This window comes from Synechocystis sp. PCC 7339 (genome assembly GCF_019924095.1).
GTDB lineage: Bacteria > Cyanobacteriota > Cyanobacteriia > Cyanobacteriales > Microcystaceae > Synechocystis.
The window spans coordinates 157663-174630 of sequence record NZ_CP063659.1 but is presented as its reverse complement, the minus strand read 5'-3'; the positions used below and the strand labels follow the sequence as shown (position 1 = coordinate 174630).

General features: G+C 45.7%; 12 protein-coding genes. 6 read left to right on the top strand and 6 right to left on the bottom strand.

Annotated features, from left to right (window positions below):
- The first annotated feature begins 4 nt into the window (after positions 1-4).
- Positions 5-1264, top strand: coding sequence for a glycosyl transferase (locus tag IQE94_RS00840; protein WP_223342510.1), 1260 nt, complete (start codon positions 5-7; stop codon positions 1262-1264).
- Positions 1265-1411: 147 nt separating this feature from the next.
- Here IQE94_RS00840 and IQE94_RS00835 read toward each other — a convergent pair whose 3' ends face one another.
- The 3 genes from IQE94_RS00835 to psbB form a co-directional block, all read right to left on the bottom strand.
- On the bottom strand, positions 1412-3463 hold the full coding sequence (locus IQE94_RS00835) for an FG-GAP-like repeat-containing protein (RefSeq protein WP_223342509.1): 2052 nt from the start codon (positions 3461-3463) through the stop codon (positions 1412-1414).
- 319 nt (positions 3464-3782) lie between these two features.
- On the bottom strand, positions 3783-6842 hold the full coding sequence (locus tag IQE94_RS00830) for an FkbM family methyltransferase (RefSeq protein ID WP_223342508.1): 3060 nt from the start codon (positions 6840-6842) through the stop codon (positions 3783-3785).
- Positions 6843-7094: 252 nt separating this feature from the next.
- Positions 7095-8618, bottom strand: coding sequence for a photosystem II chlorophyll-binding protein CP47 (psbB, locus tag IQE94_RS00825; protein ID WP_212715539.1), 1524 nt, complete (start codon positions 8616-8618; stop codon positions 7095-7097).
- Positions 8619-8964: 346 nt separating this feature from the next.
- On the opposite strand from psbB, the gene IQE94_RS00820 reads away from it, so the two are divergent.
- A complete protein-coding gene (locus IQE94_RS00820; RefSeq protein WP_212715538.1) occupies positions 8965-9219 on the top strand; it encodes a ribbon-helix-helix domain-containing protein in 255 nt (84 codons plus the stop codon).
- 1 nt (position 9220) lies between these two features.
- Complete coding sequence (locus IQE94_RS00815) at positions 9221-9580, top strand: type II toxin-antitoxin system PemK/MazF family toxin (RefSeq protein WP_212715537.1); 360 nt, start codon at positions 9221-9223, stop codon at positions 9578-9580.
- A gap of 331 nt (positions 9581-9911) precedes the next feature.
- Here IQE94_RS00815 and IQE94_RS00810 read toward each other — a convergent pair whose 3' ends face one another.
- Positions 9912-10220, bottom strand: a complete 309-nt coding sequence (locus IQE94_RS00810) for a hypothetical protein (protein ID WP_223342507.1) — start codon at positions 10218-10220, stop codon at positions 9912-9914.
- 75 nt (positions 10221-10295) lie between these two features.
- On the opposite strand from IQE94_RS00810, the gene IQE94_RS00805 reads away from it, so the two are divergent.
- Both IQE94_RS00805 and IQE94_RS00800 read left to right on the top strand, forming a co-directional pair.
- Complete coding sequence (locus IQE94_RS00805; protein ID WP_223342506.1) at positions 10296-10700, top strand: IS630 transposase-related protein; 405 nt, start codon at positions 10296-10298, stop codon at positions 10698-10700.
- Positions 10660-11190 carry an IS630 family transposase gene (locus IQE94_RS00800; RefSeq protein WP_223343183.1) on the top strand — a complete coding sequence of 177 codons (531 nt, stop codon included), beginning with the start codon at positions 10660-10662 and terminating at the stop codon, positions 11188-11190. Before IQE94_RS00805 ends, IQE94_RS00800 begins: the two co-directional genes overlap by 41 nt.
- Before the next feature lie 174 nt (positions 11191-11364).
- On the opposite strand, the gene IQE94_RS00795 is transcribed toward IQE94_RS00800, so the two are convergent.
- Complete coding sequence (locus IQE94_RS00795) at positions 11365-13977, bottom strand: M1 family metallopeptidase (protein WP_223342505.1); 2613 nt, start codon at positions 13975-13977, stop codon at positions 11365-11367.
- Positions 13978-14158: 181 nt separating this feature from the next.
- Positions 14159-15172: a type I glyceraldehyde-3-phosphate dehydrogenase gene (locus tag IQE94_RS00790; protein ID WP_194021096.1), complete on the bottom strand. Its 1014-nt coding sequence runs from the start codon at positions 15170-15172 to the stop codon at positions 14159-14161.
- A 253-nt stretch (positions 15173-15425) separates the two neighbouring features.
- On the opposite strand from IQE94_RS00790, the gene murC reads away from it, so the two are divergent.
- Positions 15426-16943 (top strand): UDP-N-acetylmuramate--L-alanine ligase, encoded by a 1518-nt coding sequence (gene murC, locus IQE94_RS00785; RefSeq protein WP_223342504.1) that lies wholly within the window; start codon positions 15426-15428, stop codon positions 16941-16943.
- Positions 16944-16968 lie beyond the last annotated feature (25 nt).

Genomic DNA, 16968 nt, shown 5'->3' with positions numbered 1-16968 from the left:
TTCTATGAATAGTCAGAAAAACCTAAATGATTTAAATAACACAGTGCATGTTTTTACTAGCTGTACTAGTTGTTACATTCCCAAGGCAAGGGTGCTAGCTGAATCAGTCAAAAAATTCCATGATTCAATTACATTTCATTTAGTTTTATCTGATAAGTTGCCTCATTTTTTTGATTTACAAGATGAATATTTTGATTCGGTAATTTTCATAGAAAGCCTTGATATAGATAATTTTCCTCAATGGGCTTTTAAGCATTCGGTGGTAGAAATGTGTACAGCAGTTAAGCCATTGGCCTTCCGTAAAATTTTCTCGACTTATAGTGAATGTCAAAAGATCATTTTTTTGGATCCTGACACAGCTATTTTCTCTAGCTTAGATGGTATATTAGATCATCTGGAAGATAATAGCATCCTGCTGACGCCTCATCAGCTTGAGCCAGAAAAAACAGAAGAGAAAATTAGGGATAATGAGTTAGCTATTCTCAGACACGGGATCTTCAATCTTGGTTTTATTGGTGTTAAAGCTAGTCTAGAAGGTCATAAATTTATAGATTGGTGGTCTGACAGATGTCTTAATTTATGCTTCATTGATCCTGCCAATGGCATTTATACCGATCAGCGTTGGATAGATCTTGTGCCATCATATTTTGAAGACTTCTATGTTATTCGAGATCCGGGATGTAATGTGGCTAACTGGAATTTAAGTAACCGAATCTTAACAGGGGATGTTAATACTGAAATTTTTGTCAACGAATCTCCTCTAGTTTTTTATCATTTCTCTAGTTCCCAGAGCATTATGTCGGATAAACATGATGTTGTTAATGATGTCTCGGGCTCGTTATTACAATGGTATCAAAAAAAATCTATCGATATGGACAGTCTAAAATATGGCAATCTAGAGTCCTTTTATAATTTCTTTGACAACGGTGAATCAATTTCTAATCAAGCAAGAATTCTGTACCGTTACAGCAAAAAATTACAAGAACTTTTTCCCAATCCCTATGATACTAAAACTCGAAAGCGTTCATTTTTTGACTGGTTGCAACTCAACAATTCCATCCAGCACGATATAGGCAGCCTATACCTTGGCGATTTAGAGCATGTAAACCATCACGAAAAAATTTCTGCCCTAAGTAAAAATATTGATCTGCTAAAGGGGGAAATTAATATCATTACAGCCGAGATGGCTGCCATGGAATCCAGTAAATTTTGGAAACTACGCACTGCATGGTTTGCTCTCAAAAGTATTTTTAAAGGAGAGTAAGCTCAACTGTTAGAAAGGCTCTCCCCCCCTCAACTCTAAAATTAACAGTTATTGGAATTTGTGTCAGTCATTAAATAAGACAAAACCCTCTGGAAATGAGGGTTTTACACAAGATTATGAAGTTAATTTTTAGCTAACTAAATTAAATTAACCAAGAGCGGCAGAAAAAGCGATACCTTCCTGGACAAAATTGGGGTTTCCTATCACGGAAGCAGTTTCCCCAGGAGCTGTAAAGAGATAAGTGCCGGGAACGCCTAAACTCTGAAAACGAGTGAAATCAGCGGTGCCGTTGCCTGTGCCTGGTCCATAGGCATAAAAAGCAAGGCCTTCTTCTACGAAATTGCTCAAGTTGGGGTTACTACGAATAGCTGCAGCCTCTCCTTCATTGGCGAACAAGTAGGTACCAGGGAGACTGGTATTTTGAAAACGGAAGAATCCTTGTTGTAGTGGATCTGTTTTTTGTTGACTAACCTGAAAAGCAACCCCTTCCTCTACGAACTGCCTCAAGCTAGGGTTGTTGCGAATAGCGGCGGCCTCTGCCTGATTAACAAACAAGTAGGTGCCGGGTTGATTTGTGTTTTGAAACCGGATGAATGGGGAATTAAGTAGGTCGGCGGGGTTGTCATTAATCAGGACTGACGCAGTGTTTTGTCCCTGACTCACTGTCACCACATCGCTTAGGGTATTGTTAGTGAGATCCCCCACAGCTATGGAGTTAGGTCCACTATCTACAGCAAAATTAGCGGCAGATTCAAATGTTCGATCGCCATTGCCCAATAGTAACGAGACATTACTATTGCTGTTGCTGGTTGTGACAATGTCTAGATTGCCGTCGTTGTTAAAATCTCCTGCACCTATGGAGGAAGGAGTACCTCCTGTAATTAGGAAAATTGGAGCAGTAAACGTTCCGTTTCCATTACCAAACAATATCGATACCCCTGCCCCAGAATCTTTCGCCGTGGCAATATCCAGGTTGCCGTCGTTGTCAAAATCTCCCAAAGTCACATCGATAGGATTGGTTCCGGCATTAAAGTTGGTCGGAGTAAAGCCGCCACTTCCATCGCCTATCAAAACCGACACGCTATTGTTATTACGATTTGCTGTCACTAAGTCCAGGTTGCCGTCATTGTTAAAATCTCCTTCGGCAATAGCAAAGGGATTAGTCCCTCCTATACTTAGGAAAGTAAAGCCTGGGGGGCCAAACGTGCCATTGCCATTACCCAATAATATCGATACGTTTTCATTATCTTTCGCCGTAGCGATATCTGGATTGCCATCGTTGTTGAAATCTCCTACGGTTACATCGATAGGGTTGACTCCGGCATTGAAGTTGGTTGTAGTAAAGTTACTACCAATACCACTACCATCGCCTATCAAAACCGACACGCTATTATTATTGCGATTCGCTGTCACTAGGTCTAGGTTGCCGTCATTGTTAAAATCTCCTTCGGCAATAGCAAAGGGATTAGTACCTCCTATGCTTAGGTTTACGAAAGTTGGAGAATTAAACGTGCCATCACCATTACTCAACAGCAACGATACATTTTCATTATTTTTCGCCGTAGCGATATCCAGAAAGCCATCACCGTTGAAATCCCCCAATGTTACGGCGATAGGATTAATGCCTGTATCGAAAGTGACGAAGGGGTCAAAACGATCGAGAATGCCCTGATAGCTATCTAAACTCGATGGATTAAAAGTCAATTGTTCTGATGTTTCACCTGTTGTTACTTCTAACAACCAATTACCACCGAGTTCTTTAGACCCTGTCTTCGTTGCTGAAGCTGAGACGACTGCGCCGGTTAACTCACTCAACTGGTGAACGAACTGTTTACCAATATTGCCCTGGGCGACTTGGCAACTGTAGAGGGCAATTTCCTTGATTCCCCACTCCATTAAAAGACGGGAATATGCCGCCAATTGCTGAGAGTTTAATGGATTTTTGCCAAGAAAAATTGTACCAGGTTCACCATGGGCGGCGATCGCCAGTTTAGTTGCCCCTGTTTCTGCCAATAACTGGGAAATAGTTGTTATGGCATCGGTCTGACTATTTAGTGTGTGAGCAACAACGCCGGGTAATAAGGCGTCGTACAGAGTATCTAAGTCTTGAACCCGTTCATCAAAAACAACAAGTGTATTTCTCTGGTCTATTGTTGATGATAATAACGAATGTCGGGTTTTTTCCATTAAATTTTTCATGGTGATTTGAATCCGTTTAATGTTTTTTTGAGAGAATTGTTTTCATTGTCAGGTTGTCTACCGTTTTTTCCCCCAATGGCACCCCTAACAAAATCAGCCCCTAAGTCTCCGGGCGATGATCGCTGAAAAGCAAAAATTTCTAATCAGGGTTGAGTCCTATACTAGTTGCTATAACCACAAGCTGCAAGGATTATCTTCATGAATCTTAACCTCAACCCTAATTAATTGTTCTATTTTGTTTTGTTGTCGAGATTGGAAATTAGAATCACAAAAAAAAAGAAGAAAAAACTTAAACAGAATAGAAGAACCAGAAAAAAAGCTAGATTTTGCGGCTAGTTTCAGGTACCAAGAAATCCTGACGGATAAACACCACTTCTTTCTGCAATAGGGTACCATCAATGGGCGATCGCCATTCACCGGTTTCATCGTAATAGCGGAAACCCAATTGATCCAAGAGATTAAGCATCTCTAAAAAAACCAAAGCATTTTCGTCATAGCGGACGTAGGAAAGTTCTGCCACCACTAAATCCACCTGCTCGAGGAAATTTTTTGCCCCGGCCAGGACAATATGTTCGGCGCATTGCACATCCAGTTTGAGGATACCCCGCCCTTGAAGATTTTCTTCCTCGGCCACCTGGTCTAGGGTTTTGACCGCCACTGTCACCGTTTCATAGTCCCGAAAATCGGCGGGAGTGAGCAGAGAACTACCGTAAAGATCGGGGGAAACCTGAAAACTGAGCTGGCCCGATTGGTCGGAGACGGCAATTTCTAAAAACTTAGCTTTGGGAATGTTCTTCAGGTAATAGTTGCGGGCAGCCTGTTCATAACGATTAATCAAAGGATCAATCAAAATGAATCGGGCTTCGGGAAACAGTTGACTAGCAGTGTGAGACCAGATGCCGTGGGAAGCCCCCACATCCATGACAAAATCAGGGTGATAATGGTTGACCTTTAAGCGTCGCATAACTTGGTACACCTGGGCGTAATCCTTGTAGATCAGGCTGGGTACTGGAGGTTCAATGAAATGCACTAAGTCAATCGGCGATCGCCGGAATAGGGATTCAAAGCGGTCATCGACGGCTTGTCCTTCAGCGAGGGAATCCCAAATCCAACTATCAATATTTTGATCACCAAATTTTTCTGCCACTGCCACGGCATTTTCCCTAAGAACTCTTTGACGTTGAGGATCTAACACTTCGGCTACTGCAGCCCCAAAACTTTCTGGGGTATAGTCACAGACCACGCCAATCTGAAAGCGATTAATAAAACTAGCGGCGGAGGTTTTTTCACTCCCCATCAAAATTATCGGCGTGTTAGATGTGGCCAGGGCAAATAAAATCCTTCCCGGTAAACTAAGTTGAGATAGCTGGGGCTGGTCGTCCCACTCATCCATGGTGCCAGTGGGAACCACCACAAAAGGGTATTCCTGTAGTTTTTCCACCAATTTATCTTCGGGAAAAAGTCCTTGGGCATAAATACCTTTAACCTGTAAATCTTCATTAGATTCTGTCAGCCAATAATATTTGGAGTTGCCGTACCAATCCAATTGCACATCAGCTTCCTTCGTGCTGTGGCAAAGTTCAGCAAACCATTGTTGGCTCCAGATACTGCCCAGGAGGGCTCCCCGTTTTTGTTGACAATTCTCCTCTAGGGGCTGAAAAATTTCCGTTTTAATCAACCCATGGGGCACCACTGCTGGCAAAATCCAAAACTTCAAACCAAATTTATTTTCATAGGCATCCCGCAGTTCTGGATGGGTGGCAAAGCGCACATTGGACTTTTCCAAAAACTCCCGCATTAAATCGTCGGGGATATTGTTAACTGCTACGTTCTGGTCGTCCATAATCCAAATGCCCAGGGGCACCCCAAACAATTCTTTAATGGCGATCGCCGTCAGCACATCCTCCCTGTAATAGGGCACGCAAAAAATCCGACTAACTTCATGGTCGGCGAAAATCTGGGCAATATTGGTGAAAATTTGTTTACGACTCCAGCCCTGCTGGGGAAGATGGTAAGACTCGATGCCGAAGTTATGATCACCGCCGTAATGGTTCTCGGAACGCACAGAAATAATTTGGGCATCATTGGGAAATACCCGTTTGATCAAAGCTCCTGTGCCGTGGCGATAGGTGACTTCGTTGGGGGTAATGACTACACTGGCATCGATGATCTTGACCGGTTTTTGTTGAGCTTCAAAACGTGCATCCATAGCTTGACCTTGGGCAAGGGAATCCCAAATCCATTGGGCAATGCCGTCCGCACTGAGGTTTTTCCCAAGCTTAAAAGCCTGTTGGCGCATACGCCCTTGGTTCTCTAACAAGTAATCAATTTTGGCGGAAAAGTCCTCCGGCTGGTAAGCACAGACAGCACCAATGCCCTGGCTCTGGACAAATTGGGCCACGGCACTTTCAGCACTCCCAACCACCAAGATCGGCAAATTAGCAGTGGCAGTGATAAAGCAACTGCGGGAAGGCAGGCTTAATTTTGTTAACTCTGGGCGATCGCCGCTTTGATCAGAAATGCCTGTGGGAATAACGGCAAAATCAGCAGTTCGGAGGAGATTAATCAACTCATCTTCCGGCACAAAGCCCTTAAAGTTAATGCCGTCTTCCCCCAACTCCGCTTCGGTAAAACTAAGCCAATCCCGGTTGGGGTTACCATACCAATCAATTTTTACACCCGTGGTTCGACACAAAGACCGCAGTTGATCTAACCATTGTTGACTCCAGACATTGCCAATCATCACCCCCTGACGCTCACTCGGCGATCTGTCCCAGCTCTGGGGTTGCTCAGTTTGGATCAAATGCCCCTGCACCACTGGAGGCACAAACCAAAACTTACGCTTAAATTTGGCTTCGTAGGCATCACAGAGGGGACGGGAAATGCCCAAGCAAATATCGGCTCGGTACAATAATTCCTCTACCAAACTATCGGGCACCTGGGGAGAGTAAATATTTTGATCGTCCATAATGAAAACACACAATGGACAGTTATACAGTCGCTTTAGGGCAATGGAAATTCGGTAATCCTCTGGGAAATAGGGTACCGATAAAAGTCTTCGGGGAGCGTAATATTGCAAAAGTGATTGCACTTGTTGGGCAATGGTGACAAAATTTTCTCCCTGCACCAAAAAATGGCGATCGCCAAACTCCTGTTGCCCGCCGTAAAGATCATGGGAGCGAATTGTCAATAGCTCATCTGAGTTGGGAAAAAGTCTTTGTAGTAACACCCCCACCCCATGGTCGGCATTAATTTCACAATGGCTGATAACTATGTCCCTTTCCAAAGAGTGAATACTACGGCCAAGGGCTTGGAGGGCATCGGCTAGCTCCTGTTGCAGGGTGTAGTAATTCTCAGTTAATCCGGCTAATTCGGCCATGGTGATAATTAAGGGCTGTTAAAAAATCAGTAAAAGCAACAAAATTCAATTGCTTACCACGGGCTTTGACCCTGGAATCATAGCACACTGGTAAGACCATCAATAATCGAAAAACAACAACAAAAAGCGACTTCTCCCGTAGAAGAAATCGCCATAGAAATAGTTTCTGTAAATGTCAAATTGTTATTGAGTTAACCCCGCAAAGGTAGGTATTCTCAAAAACTTAATTTTTAGCTCAAGGCCTCGGGGAACCTAGGCTTCTTTCCGGGTGGAAAGGTCACCAACTTTAGCAAATACCCCAAATTCCACTTGCTCTTCCAAACCAGGATCAACTCCAGCAAATACATCCCGGAACAGAGTACGGGAACCATGCCAGATGTGGCCAAAGAAGAACAGCAAGGCGAAGACGGCGTGGCCAAAGGTAAACCAACCCCGGGGACTGGTGCGGAACACACCATCGGAGTTAAAGGTTTCAGTGTCGAAGTCAAAGGCTTCACCCAATTGGGCTTTCCGGGCAAATTTCTTCACATCGCTAGGATTGTTGAAGGTTTGGCCATCCAAGGCACCACCATAGAAGCTGACGGTAACACCGGTTTGTTCCACACTGAATTTAGACTCGGAACGACGGAAAGGAATGTCGGCACGCACCACTCCATCTTCATCGGTCATGATGACGGGGAAGGTTTCAAAGAAGTTGGGCATACGACGGACATCCAGCACCCGACCTTCTTTATCTTTGAAGACTGGGTGACCAATCCATTCTTGGGCAATGCCATCGCCACTGTTCATGGCACCGGTACGGAACAAACCACCTTTGGCGGGGCTGTTACCAACGTAATCGTAGAAAGCCAACTTTTCAGGTATGGTAGACCAGGCTTCAGATAAAGAAGCCCCTTCTGCTAACTGGCTATCAACTCGCCGTTGAATTTCTTCTTGGAAATAACCCTTATCCCACTGGTAACGGGTAGGTCCAAAAAGTTCGATGGGAGTGGTGGCGTTACCGTACCACATGGTACCGGCCACAACGAAAGCGGCGAAAAATACCGCGGCAATACTACTGGACAATACGGTTTCAATGTTCCCCATGCGGAGAGCTTTATACAAGCGTTCGGGGGGGCGTACCGTGAGGTGGAAAAGACCAGCAATAATACCAACAATACCAGCGGCAATGTGGTGAGCCACTACACCGCCGGGGTTGAAGGGGTTAAAACCTGCCGGTCCCCATTCCGGTGCCACCGGTTGTACATGGCCTGTCAGACCATAGGGGTCGGAAACCCACATGCCCGGGCCCCAAACACCGGTGAGGTGGAAGGCACCAAAGCCAAAGCAGAGTAAACCGGAGAGGAAAAGGTGAATACCAAACATTTTCGGCAAATCTAAGGCAGATTCACCGGTACGGGGGTCGACGAATAATTCTAAGTCCCAGAAAACCCAGTGCCATACGGCGGCCAGGAACAGCAGACCAGAAAGGACGATGTGGGCGGCGGCTACTCCTTCGAAGGACCAGAAACCGGGATCCAAACCAGTTTCTCCGGTGACGCTCCAGCCATTCCAGGAACTGGTGACACCGAGGCGGGCCATGAAGGGCAAAACGAACATGCCTTGCCGCCACATGGGGTTGAGCACAGCATCGCTGGAGTCAAAAATGGCCAACTCATAGAGAGCCATGGACCCAGCCCAGCCAGCCACAAGGGCTGTGTGCATTAAATGGACAGAGATGAGTCGCCCTGGATCATTCAGGACAACTGTATGAACGCGATACCAAGGTAGTCCCATTGACGCTCCTTCTAGTAACGAATAGTGTTTTGTGTCTTAAAAGACGATTTAATTTTTATTCTGCGTTGGGTAAATAAAACCCTTGTCTATAGGTTGTGTTAACCGAACAAGACGGACAGAGTCAAGTTTTATCCATTATCCCTTACAAAGTGAGAATATTTTGAAGGATTGTAACGAGCGGCCAAGATTTCTGCAAGATGCCCAGGGGATGGGCAAAGGGTTTGAAGGCGCTGGGAAGGGTGTGGTTAGCCCTACCTTGCCCCCATAACGTACTGGCGATCGCCACTGTCAAATCTGATTAATATGATAAAATATCATATAAAAAGTAATCCAGTGAGTCCCACAAATGTCTTGCACTGCGAACAAGCAACGTATTTCCGTTACCGTTGATGTTGCCCTCTTGAAAAACATTGATCGTCTAACTGAAAACCGTTCTACGGCGGTGGAAGAAGGATTACGACTTTGGTATCAACGTCATCTTGAAGAGCAATTGTTGGTTTTTTATCAGCAACAGTCCCAGGAATCTCAAAAATTCGATCAAGATTGGGCCGATTTTGCCCAGAGCGAAATAGAGCATATTAACCTATCCGAAGGCATTTGATATGGGGGAGACACTTTATCCCCATCAGGGTGAAATTTATCTAATTCGCCCTTTAAAGTCCCTCGGTGATACTAAAAAACGCCCAGCGGTGGTAATTTCCTTAAATGTTCGTAATCAGTTTTCCAGCAGTGTTTTGGTTGTCCCTTTTTCCAGTGATCTTTCTGGGGGAATAACGCCAACCCGAATCTTAATTCCCCAGGGGGAAGGTGGTCTCAGCAAAGATTCCTTGGCTCTCTGCGACAATATTTCTGCTATCCGTAAAATTCATTTAGAGCAAGGCCCCTATGGTGCAATTTCTTCTATCGCTTTAGAGCAAATTCAAAAGGCAGTTCAAATAGCAATTGGCGTTTTTATTCTTTGAAGCCATGCCGTTTGGGAGAAAATTGCGATCGCCGTTGGCATTGGCAAGAATAATTAATCTGAGGTCTTAAGTTAAATTCCTTCTTATCCTCTTCAATTTTCGGGTTGGATCTCACAACATGATCGTAGCCAAAGTTTTATAGTACCAAGAAAATCAAATTATTACTCCATCACATGATGTAGTTGCTCAGTGATATGTCGGTAGGGTGAGGAGACTATGGATTAGGATTCAACTGAGGAGTGCTTAGGATCACAGCAGTTGAGATTTCGACCACTTTCAAAGAATCAATTTCCTGATCTTGAATTATGTAGTCAACACCAACAACCAATAATTAGGTCTTCTCTTTTAAAACATCAAAATCTGAAGCTGAGTTTAGATGATTTTTCCAAATCGTACTTGCTAACCAATCAGCAGCGGTTGCTAGCTTATTTTCATAACTACCATTTTTCCACTCAAGCACCGTCGAATTATGTAATGTACCGCCTTTCAACCAATCAAAATCTGATTGGACAGTATGATTTTCTATTGATGGACTAGATTCTTGATTTGGAAGAGAACCAGAAGGTGATGTTTCGGTCTGATTACCGGACAACGCCACAATCATAGTAAAGATTGCAAGTGCTATGGAGATTGTTAACAAGAAAGGCCCAGAACATCCCCTTCGGTTTGCTTTTTTTGGTGTATAGCAAAGATTGCTAAGATTAGGACATAATGTATGGAAAGAGTTAGGAAAAAAGCGATGCCAGCCCCCTACAGTGTAGATCTAAGAGAGAAAGCGGTAAGTGCAGTAGAAAAAGGAGAGAAGAAAAGCCATGTCTGCCGAACACTGAACATTAGTCGCAACACCTTAGACCTATGGATAAAAAAGAAGAAAGAAACAGGAAGTGTGGCCGCGAAGAGAGATTATGAGCGTGGTCCACGACCGAAAATAGATGATTTGGATAAATTCAGAGAATTTGCGGAGGAGAACGGTCATTTAACGCAAAAACAAATGGCAGAAAAATGGCCAGAGCCCGTAAGTAGAATAAGAATAAGTAAGGCTCTAAAGAAAATAGGGTTTACTAGAAAAAAAAACTTATATTTACAGGGAAATAGAAGAGGAAGCGAGAAAGGCATTTGAAGATGAAATCAAGCAATATGCGGCAGAAAAACTGATTTATATGGATCAAGCCGGTCTAGATGACACTCTAGACTACCCCTATGGGTACTGTCATAAATCAGAGAGATTAAAGGCAAGCAAATTAGGACATAGAACCAAGAGAGTCAGCATAATAAGTTGTTGGTGGAATGGAACAACAATAGCTCCAATGATATTTGAAGGATACTGTAACGCTCAAGTAGTATGCACGTGGATAGAAGAAATGTTATTACCAGAGTTAATACCAGGTCAGATACTAATCATGGATAATGCAAGCTTTCATCCGAAAGAAAGAATAAAGGCATTGGTAGCAAAAGCTGGGTGTGAGGTTATATTTTTACCACCATATTCACCAGACTTGAACAAAATTGAGAAGTTCTGGGCGAGACTAAAACGTTATGTTTACCAACTTGTTAGTAATGGAGAATCGCTGATTTCTGCATTGGATATAGCGTTGAGAGAACTGTCCTAACTATCTCGTCCTTTGCTATAAATCCACAATGAGGACAGGCTTTAGCTGTGTCGCTATATTCCCTGTTAAACTCCTGACAATTTATTAGAGCCATAGTATTGTAGACTGCGGTTGTTAGACAAGATTATTTTAGTAGTCTTTTTGCTCCTACGCTAACCTAAATGGGGCTAACAGTTAATCCTGCTGATTTTCTTTATTGGAGGAAGTCTGGGCAAACTGGGTTTCTAATTTAGCAAGGCGACTCTGGAGATCCTGATTTTCCTGCTGAAGTTTTTCTAGGTTAGTTTGAAGGTCTTTAATTTTTTCGTCACTGCCGATTTTGGCTTGGACTTTTTTCACTGCTTCTTCCGCCATGCGCCGTACCCGACCATCCGGGGTTTGGTTGGCGAGATTCTGCAAAATACCGATCGCCTTGGGGGTTTCCATTTGACCGAGGGCAGCAGTAACAGAAACCTGGGTAAGGAAAAATTCCTCCTGGGCGATCACTGTTAGTTGCTCTAGAATTTCCGTCAGTTTTTCGGGGGATTGCCCAACGGAAACGGCTCCTAAAGCTCGAATGGAGGCCAGTCGCAGAGGTTGGGACACACCATTAGCGGTGTAGGTCAAAATCGTATCCACTGCTTGGGGGGAAGTGGTCAATTGACTCAGACCGGCGATCGCCCCACAACGCACCACTTCATTCCAACCAGGGCGGGTTTGCAACACGGCTGTTAATTGTTCGATAATTTCCCCTTCGTTGTCCTTGAGCAGACCAGATCCCAAAGCACCAAGGGCACTAGCCGCCGCTGACTCTGCGTAGTAACTAGCTTCCCCTTGGGCTAAACACTTTTTGATCGCTTCGTAACTGGCAGAGGTTTTGATCTTGGCCAAAGAAGCAATGATTGCCCGTCGCACCTTGGGGTGGTCATTCTTTGCCAATCCTTGGCTCAATAGGGTGCCCACTTGGTCCAAGTTAATGCCCGCCAACTGTTCAGCGATTTCTACTCGCACTCCCCAGAAAGATTCTTTTTGTAGTCTTTCCCCCAGAAATTCCACTGCTTCTAAGCCTCCTTGTTTAGCAATGGCGATCGCCGCTTGGATACGGGAAATCGGGTCTGGGTCACGGGTGCATTGGGCTTTTAATTCCGCCAGCGGATAGGCTAATTCCACTGTTTTCAAGAAATTGTTGCCCTGGTCAAAGCTAACAAAATCAGGCTTACGGTGGAGGGGAAAATAAAAGACCTGCTCCCGTTCTTTGAGTTGTAAGGGAATTACTTGAGTGGTAATTTTTTCTGCTTCCAAGAAATTAAAGGCAACGGGAATTTTCAAGTTAAATAAGTCTTTATGGTTACTATCCGCCTTAGCCTGGGTTTGGGTAATGGTTAACTTGGCTAATTTATTGTCATTGTCCCAGCTATAGCTAACTTTAAATTCCGGGTGGCCACCCCGGAAAACATACTGATCAAAAAGCCAAAGGAGGTTAAAACCCGTTGCTTTTTCAATGGCCCGCAGTAAATCAATGGTTTCCACGGTGCTGTGGGCATTGTCCTGCACAAAGGTATGGACGGCTTTAAAAAATAACTCGTCCCCCAATACTGTGCGAATCATGTGATAAACACAGGCTCCCTTTTCATACAAATGGCGATCGTAAAGTTCGATGGCTTCTCGATAAACGTGGGTGACAATGGGACGGCGGTAACGGGAACTATCTTCCGCTAAGTAATTCCTTGCTTCCCCCAACAGGTAATAGGCCGCCTCATCCTTGCCATATTCGTGGTCTGTCCACAAAACTTCGGCGTAGGAAGCCATACCTTCTTTGAGCCAAGCGTGGGACCAATGTTTAATAACTACTAAATCACCAAACCATTGGTGGGCTAGTTCATGGGCGACTAAACTTTCCGTATTGCGGTTATCCAATGCCGCTCGTTCATCCAGTAAACAACGATCCATTAACAGGGTAGTAGAAGTATTTTCCATGCCCCCAAAAATGAAATCCGCTACGCAAACTTGGTCATAATTAGGATAGGCGTAGGGATAGCCAAAGGCTTTATTAAAAAATTCAATCATACGGGGGGTTTTGCCCATGCTCCGTTGTCCATCATCTTCCCGACCTTTCTCGACGTAATAACGCACCGGCAGATCACCATAACTATCTGCTATTTCTGCAAAATCACCGATCGCCAGGGTCATTAAATAGGTGGGGTGAATTTGGGTTTGGGACCAATGGAAAACCTGTTCATTGCCCAAATCTTTTTGCTCAATTAAACTGCCGTTGGAAATCACCCGATAGGGCTTAGCCACTTGCACCCGTATTTCCGACGTGGCCAACTGCCCCGGATAGTCGAAACAGGGAAACCAGTAACGGGAATCCTCATCTTCACCCTGAGTCCAGACCTGCACTGGCTTTTCTGGATAATGGCGATCGGGCTGGATAAAATAGATGCCCCGGCGGGGATTTTTCAATTCATACTGAATTTCCAGGGTCACCGGCTCAGCGGCCAACGGTTGCAGTAGGTCAATGGTTAGGCGATCGCCGTCATGGTCAAAATGTTGACTTACTCCTTTCATCAAGACCCAGGCAATTTTCAGATCCACCGCATCCAACACCAATTGTTGAATACCAGGGCGCACCGGCGTGAGGGTAAGGCGACAAACCCCCTGTAAGTGCCGTTCTGCCAAGTTGATTTTCAAGTCCAAAAAGATATGATTTACCTGCCCAGGGCGATCGGGGTTGTAGTGGGGCTTAGCACCAGGCAACTCAAAACTTTTCCGTTGGTTGGACTCAGTATCAAAGGTTAAAAACGACATGGGGAAATTTGCGCCGGGGTAAGGAGAAGACACTCCTCAAACCATAACCCTGAAAGTCTTTCCCTGACAAGCATGGGCATGGATAAGAAAAATCCCCCTGGGGAAAGGAGGATTGGGCAAAATGGTTCATTATGTCAGTTGTCAGTCATGGGGGGACAGGCGCATAACCCAGTCGGATAATCTACTTCCAATTCTTAGCCACAATTTCAGCCAAGTCGACAACCCGTTGGGAATAGCCCCATTCGTTGTCGTACCAAGCAATTACTTTAACCATGTCACCGCCCATTACCATGGTGAGGCTACCATCCACCGTGGAAGAGCAATCCGTGCCCCGGAAGTCGCTGGAGACCAGTTCCAAATCGGTGTAATCTAAAATTCCTTTCAGGCCAGTGGTGGCGGCTTCCTTCAGCACCCCGTTAACCTGTTCAGCAATGGTATTTTTCTCTACCTGTACCACTAAATCGACTACGGAAACGTTGGGGGTAGGCACCCGCAGGGCAATGCCGTTTAATTTTCCTTGCAGTTCAGGAATTACCAGGGCCACTGCTTTGGCGGCACCAGTGGAGGTGGGCACAATGTTAACAGCGGCGGCCCGGGCCCGGCGTAAATCCCGGTGGCTAGCATCGAGGATCCGTTGGTCCCCGGTGTAGCTGTGGGTTGTGGTCATGGTGCCTTTGATAATGCCAAAGTTATCGTTAATTACCTTGGCGATCGGGGCGAGGCAGTTGGTAGTACAACTAGCGTTACTGATGACTTCGTATTCTTCGTGTTTGTACTCGTGGGCATTGACCCCTACCACATAGGTACCGATGTTGGGACCCTTACCGGGGGCAGTGATTAAAACCTTTTTGGCGCCGGCCTGAACGTGCTTAGTGGCCCCTTCATGGGTAACAAAAACACCGGTGGCTTCGATGACTAGGTCTACGTTCCATTCTGCCCAGGGCAAATTTAGGGGGTTCCGGTCGGAAACACATTTAATAGTTTTGCCATTGACGGTAATGGAGTTTTCGTCGGCGCTGATGTCCGCATCCAACTTACCCAACATGGAGTCGTAGCGCAAAAGGTGAGCATTGGTTCTGGGATCGGAAGTGTCGTTGATGCCGACCACTTCCAACTGGCTATCGGTGCGCCCCAGCCAGCAGCGGAGAAAATTGCGTCCGATCCGTCCAAATCCGTTAATTGCTACTCTAGTCACGTTCGTCTTGCCCTCTCTGTTTTAGCTCAGTACATTTAAAGATTATTAATGACACCAATCATATCCTATTGCCTGAACACTTAGATCCTGAATTTAAAAGGGGGGTGGGAATCTTTTTCTCCTCCTCTCCGTCGCTGTCTACCGTGGACTCTAGGTTTTGTCTATGCCTGGGGGTAGAGTTTTTGTTATGATGTCGCTCAATTGCAGGTGCGGTGAACCGGCAGGTGATTGTAGACGTTAACATTTATGGCTTGTGAGGAGCGTTGCTGTGGGTGCTGTGGATTTTAGTGGTCGTCCCTTCCATTTTTTAGGAATTGGGGGCATTGGTATGTCGGCTCTGGCCTACGTCCTCGCAAAACGCCATCTCCCTGTGTCGGGCTCCGATCTGCGCCGTACCCATATTACCGATCGCCTGGAGTCGGTGGGGGCAAAAATCTTCCAAGAACAGGTTCCGGAAAATTTAGACTATTTTCAATCCCTGCAAGTTAACCCGGCGGTGGCTTTGCCCACTGGTTCCTCCGGGGCAAGTTTGACCCTAGAGCAGATCGCCGAATCAGCCAGTAACGGCGTCAACGGCAATGGCCGCTACCAAACCCATTGTCTGCCCCAGGTGGTGTGCTCCACTGCCATTAATGAAGGCAATTTGGAATACCAAGGGGCGATCGCCAAAAATTGTCCCATCTATCACCGCTCCGATATTTTGGCAGCTATGATTGCGGAATCCCGGGGCATTGGGGTGGCGGGTACCCATGGCAAAACCACCACCAGTAGCTTAATTGGCTATGTGTTAAAGGAAGCTGGACTGGACCCCACTATTGTGGTGGGCGGTGAGGTGGATGCTTGGCAGGGTAATGCCTACCTTGGTTCAGGGGAATATTTGGTGGCGGAAGTGGACGAGTCCGATGGCTCCTTGACCAAACACCATCCAGAGATCGGCATTGTTACCAACATCGAATTAGACCATCCCGACCATTACTCCACCTTGGCCGAGGTTGTGGAAATTTTTCATAGTTTTGAGTCCCATTGCCAAACCCTGATCGGTTGTCTCGATTGTGACGTAGTACGACAACACCTTTCCCCTAGCATCACCTACAGTCTGGAAAATCGCCCTGAAGCGGATTACCAAGCCCGGCAAATTAAGCGTCAAGCCCATGGTAACGAAGTAGAAGTGTGGGAACGGGGAGTCTGTTTGGGTACCATGACTGTGACTTTGCCGGGGGACCATAATATTAGTAATGCCTTGGCCGCAGTGGCGGTGGGCCGTTTACTAGACTTAGATTTTCCTGTTATTGCCCAGGCGATCGCCAACTTTAATGGGGCCAAACGTCGCTTTGAGTGCAAAGGTTATTGCAATGGAATTACCTTCATTGACGACTATGCTCACCATCCCAGTGAACTACTGGCAACCCTGGCCGCCGCCCGACAAAAGGTAACCCACGGAAAATATGAACGGGTAGTGGCCATTTTCCAGCCCCATCGCTACAGCCGGACCCACACCTTTATGGCGGAATTTGCCACTGCCTTTAAGGATGCAGATTTGGTGGTCTTAACCGATATTTATAGTGCCGGGGAACAGAATCCCCACAACGTCCAGGGGGAAGATTTGGCTAAGGCCGTAGGACAATACCATGGCCATGTGGTTTACCAGCCCCAATTGACGGAATTGAGGGAATTTTTGCCTAAAGTTCTAAAAAGTGGTGATTTGGCACTATTTTTGGGGGCGGGCAACCTCAATCAGCAGATTGCACCAGTGTTAGCCGCCTGTGCCTAGGCTGAGCAAGCTAACCTAGGGTTAT

What these genes read in the sequence shown, in the direction of transcription:
- IQE94_RS00840 (WP_223342510.1), top strand. Translation starts at nt 5, where the DNA reads ATGAATAGTCAGAAAAACCTAAATGATTTAAATAACACAGTGCATGTT.
- IQE94_RS00835 (WP_223342509.1), bottom strand. Translation starts at nt 3,463, where the DNA reads ATGAAAAATTTAATGGAAAAAACCCGACATTCGTTATTATCATCAACA.
- IQE94_RS00830 (WP_223342508.1), bottom strand. Translation starts at nt 6,842, where the DNA reads ATGGCCGAATTAGCCGGATTAACTGAGAATTACTACACCCTGCAACAG.
- psbB (WP_212715539.1), bottom strand. Translation starts at nt 8,618, where the DNA reads ATGGGACTACCTTGGTATCGCGTTCATACAGTTGTCCTGAATGATCCA.
- IQE94_RS00820 (WP_212715538.1), top strand. Translation starts at nt 8,965, where the DNA reads ATGTCTTGCACTGCGAACAAGCAACGTATTTCCGTTACCGTTGATGTT.
- IQE94_RS00815 (WP_212715537.1), top strand. Translation starts at nt 9,221, where the DNA reads ATGGGGGAGACACTTTATCCCCATCAGGGTGAAATTTATCTAATTCGC.
- IQE94_RS00805 (WP_223342506.1), top strand. Translation starts at nt 10,296, where the DNA reads ATGGAAAGAGTTAGGAAAAAAGCGATGCCAGCCCCCTACAGTGTAGAT.
- IQE94_RS00795 (WP_223342505.1), bottom strand. Translation starts at nt 13,977, where the DNA reads ATGTCGTTTTTAACCTTTGATACTGAGTCCAACCAACGGAAAAGTTTT.